At 66.7% G+C, this 5,463-nt stretch carries 5 protein-coding genes; 2 read left to right on the top strand and 3 right to left on the bottom strand.

What is annotated here, in order from left to right:
* Together ispF and CCS01_RS22895 are read left to right on the top strand one after the other, a co-directional pair.
* Positions 1 to 492 (top strand): 2-C-methyl-D-erythritol 2,4-cyclodiphosphate synthase (gene ispF / locus CCS01_RS22900; protein WP_239992357.1); only part of this gene is annotated, 492 nt, incomplete at its 5' end.
* A gap of 23 nt (positions 493 to 515) precedes the next feature.
* Positions 516 to 827: a YXWGXW repeat-containing protein gene (locus CCS01_RS22895; protein WP_104521076.1), complete on the top strand. Its 312-nt coding sequence runs from the start codon at positions 516 to 518 to the stop codon at positions 825 to 827.
* Between the two features lie 1,042 nt (positions 828 to 1,869).
* Here the strand turns inward: CCS01_RS22895 and CCS01_RS22890 are convergent.
* The 3 genes from CCS01_RS22890 to CCS01_RS22880 all read right to left on the bottom strand — a co-directional run bounded on the left by CCS01_RS22890 (position 1,870) and on the right by CCS01_RS22880 (position 4,373).
* Positions 1,870 to 2,880, bottom strand: a complete 1,011-nt coding sequence (locus CCS01_RS22890; protein ID WP_104521075.1) for a C-terminal binding protein — start codon at positions 2,878 to 2,880, stop codon at positions 1,870 to 1,872.
* 183 nt (positions 2,881 to 3,063) lie between these two features.
* Entirely contained in the window at positions 3,064 to 3,279 is a 216-nt protein-coding gene (locus tag CCS01_RS22885; protein WP_104521074.1) for a hypothetical protein, read from the bottom strand.
* A gap of 533 nt (positions 3,280 to 3,812) precedes the next feature.
* Positions 3,813 to 4,373, bottom strand: a complete 561-nt coding sequence (locus CCS01_RS22880; RefSeq protein ID WP_146101910.1) for a hypothetical protein — start codon at positions 4,371 to 4,373, stop codon at positions 3,813 to 3,815.
* Positions 4,374 to 5,463: the final 1,090 nt, after the last annotated feature.

The raw sequence follows: 5,463 nt of genomic DNA, 5'->3' as shown, positions 1-5,463 counted from the left end.
GGGGGGGCCGGGGTCTGCCGCGTCGGCACCGGCTTCGACGTGCATGTGCTGGAGGCCGGGCGGCCGCTGTTCCTGTGCGGCGTGGAGGTGCGGCATGACAAGGGCCTGGCGGGACACTCCGACGCCGATGTCGGCATTCATGCGCTGTGCGACGCGATCTATGGCGCGCTGGCCGAGGGCGACATCGGCCGGCATTTCCCGCCGAGCGAGGCGACCTGGAAGAACGCCGACAGCGCGCGGTTCCTGGCGCACGCGGCCGAGCGCATTGCCGCGCGCGGCGGGCGGCTGGTGAACGCCGACGTGACGCTGATCTGCGAGCGGCCGAAGATCACGCCGCATGCGCCGGCGATGATCGCGCGGCTGGCCTCGCTGCTGGGGGTCGGGGCCGGGTGCATCTCGGTCAAGGCCACCACCACGGAACGGCTTGGCTTCACCGGCCGCGGCGAGGGCATTGCCGCGCAGGCTGTCGTATCTGTCTTGTTGCCAGAATGATCCACCGTTTCGACGGAGCACCCATGAGGCACCTTCCCGTCTTCCCCGCCCTGTTGGCGATCGGCCTGCTGTTCGGCTGCGCCCAGGGCCAGTTCGCCGAAAACAACCCCTACCCGCCCGTTCCACCGCCGATCCCCGAGACCCAGCCGAAGCCGCCGGTGACGGCCGAGGCGCTGATGTGGCAGCCCGGGCACTGGGACTGGAACGGCAGCGGCTACGTCTGGGCCAAGGGTCAGTACGTGCCGGCGGCGGGCCATGGCAACATGTGGATGCCCGGATGGTGGTCGCGCACGTCCTCCGGCTGGCAGTGGCAGCCGCCGCACTGGATGTCATAGGGGGAGGCCGTTCTGTCTGGGGCAGGACGGTTGGCTCCCTCGTCATGGCCGGGCAGGCTCCGGCATCGCCATGGCTTGCTTGTGCGGACCACCTGTCGCGGCACGCGTGCTGGAACGGTTGGCCCGGACAAGCCTTGCAGGATACGCATATCTCGAAACGATCTGCCGGAACGGCGGCTTTGTTGGATCGCTGCTTGGTCGCGACAGCCCGGTTGCGAGGGTATTTTTGTTCGCACAGAGAACAAGCTGAGGACCTGTGAGGGCCTCAGAGCCGTTGGGGCCGTCCACCCCATCTGCGTGAATGAATTCCTCTTTCGGAGTCGGCCGATGATTTAAGCGTTACAGCAGGCCGCAGGTCGCTTGAGACAGGGCGACGGCGCTCCCTCATCGTCATGGCCCGGCTCGTCCGCGCCACCTGTTCCAGCACATGTGCCGCGATAGGTGGCCCGGACGAGCCCTACGGGATGCACACATCTCGGAAACGGTCCGCCGCTGCGTTTCCCTTTCGTCATGGCCCGGCTTGTCCGGGCCACCTATTCCAGCACCTGTGCCGCGACAGGTGGCCCGGACAAGCCGGGCCATGACGATGGGGGAACGCTCTTGGCGCCCAGGCAAGCACTTGATTTTACGGTCATTTCCCACTCGTTTCCAGGATGTGTGCATTGCGTAGGGACCAGCCGGGCCATGACGATGAGGACAGGGGGCCTCAGTGTCCCAACCGACCTGCGGTCTGCTGTAGTATTCTTGTGTGAAGGTCGGGTTTAGCCATGCGCCACCGCCGGCGGGCGTGCAGCCGCATCAGGCAATCGGCTTGCCACGACGGCAACAACCGCACCAGCCCATACGACGTCCCCCTGATCCTCAGCGGCCCTCCACAGCCCTCAGTTCGTCTCTGTGCGAACAGAAATGCGCCATCGACCACGCTGTCCCCGCCGGAGAGGCACCCTCTCAGACCTCGCTCCTGCCGGACCAACAGCACCATGATTCCATCACTTCCGTTTGCCGGCCAGACGGCAAGCCGCTTCTGCACTCCAGGTGCCCCTCAGTCGCTCTCCGGCGGGATGACGTTCTGCGGGCGCGGGCCGAGCAGCGCCGCGCGCATCGTCTCGGCTGATTTCACGCGAATGTCCTGCCAGGCTTCCGGGGTGAAGAACGCTGAGTGCGGCGTGATGATCAGCCGCCCCAGCGTCCAGGGCTCGCGGGCGCGGTAGGCGCGCATCAGTTCCGGCACCGGCTCGACCGGCGGCTCGACCGGCACCACGTCCAGCCCGACGCCGGCAAGATGGCCGCTTTTCAGCAGCGTCCCTAGGGCGTCGATGTCGACGATCGGCCCGCGGGCGGTGTTCACCACCACGGCGTCGCGCGGCAGCAGCGACAGTTCCGTCAGGCCCAGCAGGCCGCGGGTCTCGCGGGTCAGCGGGGTGTGGACCGACAGCGTGTCGGTCTGGCGCAGCAGTTCCGGGAGCGTAGCGGCGCGCTCGACGCCCAGGCCGAGTTCCACGCCGTTCGGCAGGTAGGGGTCGAAGAACACGACGCGGAAGCCGAACGCCTTTGCCCGCAGCGCCACGGCGGTGGCAATCCGACCCATGCCGACGATGCCGAAGGTCTGCACCGACGACCGCCGCAGCAGCGGGTCCTCGATGGTGCGCCACGGCGCCGCCGGGTTGGCGCGCTGGGCGTCGTGATGCAGCAGCAGGCCGCGCCGCAGCGACAGGGCCAGCGCCATGGCATGGTCCGCCACTTCGGTGGTGCCGTAGTCGGGCACGTTCAGGATCATGATGCCGCGTTCCGCCGCGGCGGCGCGGTCGAGGTTGTCGTAGCCGACACCCATGCGGCAGATCGCCTTCAGGCGGGGAAAGCGCGCGAGGTCGCCGGCGGTGACCTTGTAGCGCAGGATCATCAGCCCTTCGGCGGCGGCGCAAGCATCATCCGGCAGATCCGCGAGGCCGGCCGTGGCTCCCGGAAAGATCACCCGCACGCCGGGTCCGTAGATGCGGCGCTCGACGCTGTCGTCGGGATAGATGTTCTCGGAGTAGAGGACGGTGGCACTCATGTCGGATCGTTTTCCTCGGACGGTTTTTCGGCCGTTCCGGAGCGTTCCCACCCCAGGCGGAAACGCTCCGGGCGACGTTTCGCAAGCAATTTCATCAGCCTGCGGTCGCCTCGCGGCCCGGTCAGGCTGGCAGTGCTCTAGATCGGCCCGACCCGGGTTGCAATCCGCGCGGCGCTACTGTTGCTATTTCTCCTCGGCCTTCTTGGCCTGGTGATGACCGGCGGCGGCGCCGACGGCGGCACCGGCCACGCCGTGGCCACTGCCCATCTCATGGCCGGCGAGGCCACCGACAGCAGCGCCCTTGACGGCGCCGGCCGGCTTCTTGTCGGTGGCATTGTCCGCCGCGTAGGTGGTGCCGGCAAAGCCCACGAGCAGCAGGGCCAGGATCAGATAACGCATCAGGAACCTCCTTCGAATGCCGGGCCACAACGCAGCGGAACCGACGACGTTTCCAGGGAGGCGACTTTTTGGCTGCGCGGATGTTGCCGCCAGGCCGCATCGACCGGCGCACTGGAGGCCATGAACGACCGTCGGTGCATCCTGGTCACCGCGAAGCCGACAGCTGCACCCGCGCTGGCTTATAGGGGAAACAGGGCGTGGTCGTCGCCCTATCGTCATGGCCGGGCGTGTCCCCATGCGTATCAGGACAGGGCGTTGGATGGAGAGGGATTTGGCGCCCGATCCGTTGCCACTGCGTCATGGCCGGGCGTGTCCCGGCCATCTACCCCCACCGTCGAAACGCGGATGGCCGGGACACGCCCGGCCATCACGCAGTGGCAACCATCGTGCTGCCGGCCGCCTGTTTTAAAGCCAATGCGGCTCGTTCGGGCCACCGGTCGCGGCACGAATGCTGGAACCGATGCTCTGAAAGCGGGTCCATGCCGATGCGACACGAGGCGGAGACACCCTGTCTCCGTCACACGCTGATCGGGTCAGTTGTTCCAGGCGATAAGCGGATGCACCAGGTTGTGATACGGGTTGCCGGCCTTGACCTCGATTGTATGCGGATTATGAGCCGGGACGGGTGCCGCCGGCAGTTGTACCGGTACGGCGGTGGCCCCCGATGCGCCGCAATCGCCCGAGGTCTGCGAAACGACACGCGGCTGCCCGTGACCCGTATAGGTGATCTGGACGCTGTGCATGCACACGCCCGCTCCGGCCGGGACGGCGCCGAACGCGGCCTCGGTGGCCGGGCCCGGGAACGGCTGTGCCATCATGGCATTGATCGTCCGCATCATCGCCGCGGCTTGGCGGTCCATCAGCGCCGTCATCTGGTCGAACATGGCGAACGGGGATGCGAAGGCCGCGGTGTCCGGGGCGATCACGACCCGCGGCGGGACGTCACCGCTGTAGCGGATCTGCTCGATGGTTCCGTCCGGCAGCCGGACGGTCATGACATGGGCGTTGGCTGTTTCGGCAGAGGCAACGCCCGCGAGGCCAGTCAGCGCCAAAACCGCCGCACCGGCGGCAAGAACAGTTCGGGACGGACGCATGCTTGTCTCCACGGTTGTTGGAACACGGCGCAAGGATAGCCGAACATGCTTTCGACACCGCATCCAAAATGTGAAGAATTGGTCATTTTCATGGCCGCCCCATCGTCGGCCCGCGGACCTTGATGCCCACCCTGATGCCCACCCTGATGCCCACCGGGCGAATCGCGCCCCTGCCCTACTACCGCCCGTCGGAAATTCAGCGCCTGTTCCTCCAGCCCTTGCGGACTATGGCGGGCCGAACGGCAACGGGCGTTTGCGGCCAGCGGTGCGACTGTCCCGGGTGGGGTCGAAGGCGGCGGCAGAGCCTCGATCGCCGACCGGTTTTCAACACGGAGGACGATGGAGGATCACCAAGGGCCACGAAGCGGTGTGAACGAGTCAGAGCCTGAAAATCAATCGACTCCTGGCCGGAGCCGAAGTTGCTCCAGCATAGCGCGGAACAGTTGGGACTTCGCTTGCAGGCATACAGCGGCGGCATCGCTCTGTTCGGGCCGCGGGCCGGAGCGCCCGTTCAGACCACACGACGGTGCTGCCACAGGCGTGCGTCCCTATCATGGCCGGTGCCTGCGGCGGCCGACAATGGTTCACCACAGAGACACAGTGACACAGAGATTGCAACGAAGCCGTCGGCGACGCGGCGGTTTCGATCTCTGTGGCTCTGTGTCTCCGTGGTGGTGGAATTCGCGGATTTTCCGCCAGTACGACATCGCCGATCGGCCGCCAACGCCGCAGCCCGTTGCTGCATCGGCGCAACCTCGCCGCCAAGGCGGCACCCGTGCCTCCAAGGGCTGTCGCTGCCGTTCCGGCACATTCGTCTCAACCGATTCACGGTTTGCAATAGTTCTTGGATTCGTCCAGAAAGCCGGTTGATTTTCAGGCTCTCAGGCCATGAAGCAGTGCCGCCCCGCCTTCAGGCACGCGGCATCCGGGCACGCCTGCGCCGGTGCTGCGATGCACCAGCCCGATCCTGCGCCTGGCCAGGTCCCGATCCGCCAGCAAGGTCCGGTCTTCGTGGCCCTTGGTGGCCCTCCGCTTTCTCCGTGTTGAAAATTACGGAAGGATGAACAGGCACGGACAGTTCCGGATGACT

Source organism: Rhodopila globiformis (genome assembly GCF_002937115.1).
GTDB classification, from domain to species: Bacteria; Pseudomonadota; Alphaproteobacteria; order Acetobacterales; family Acetobacteraceae; genus Rhodopila; species Rhodopila globiformis.
The sequence above is the reverse complement of the archived record's forward strand: the minus strand, read 5'-3'. Positions and strand labels throughout refer to the sequence as shown.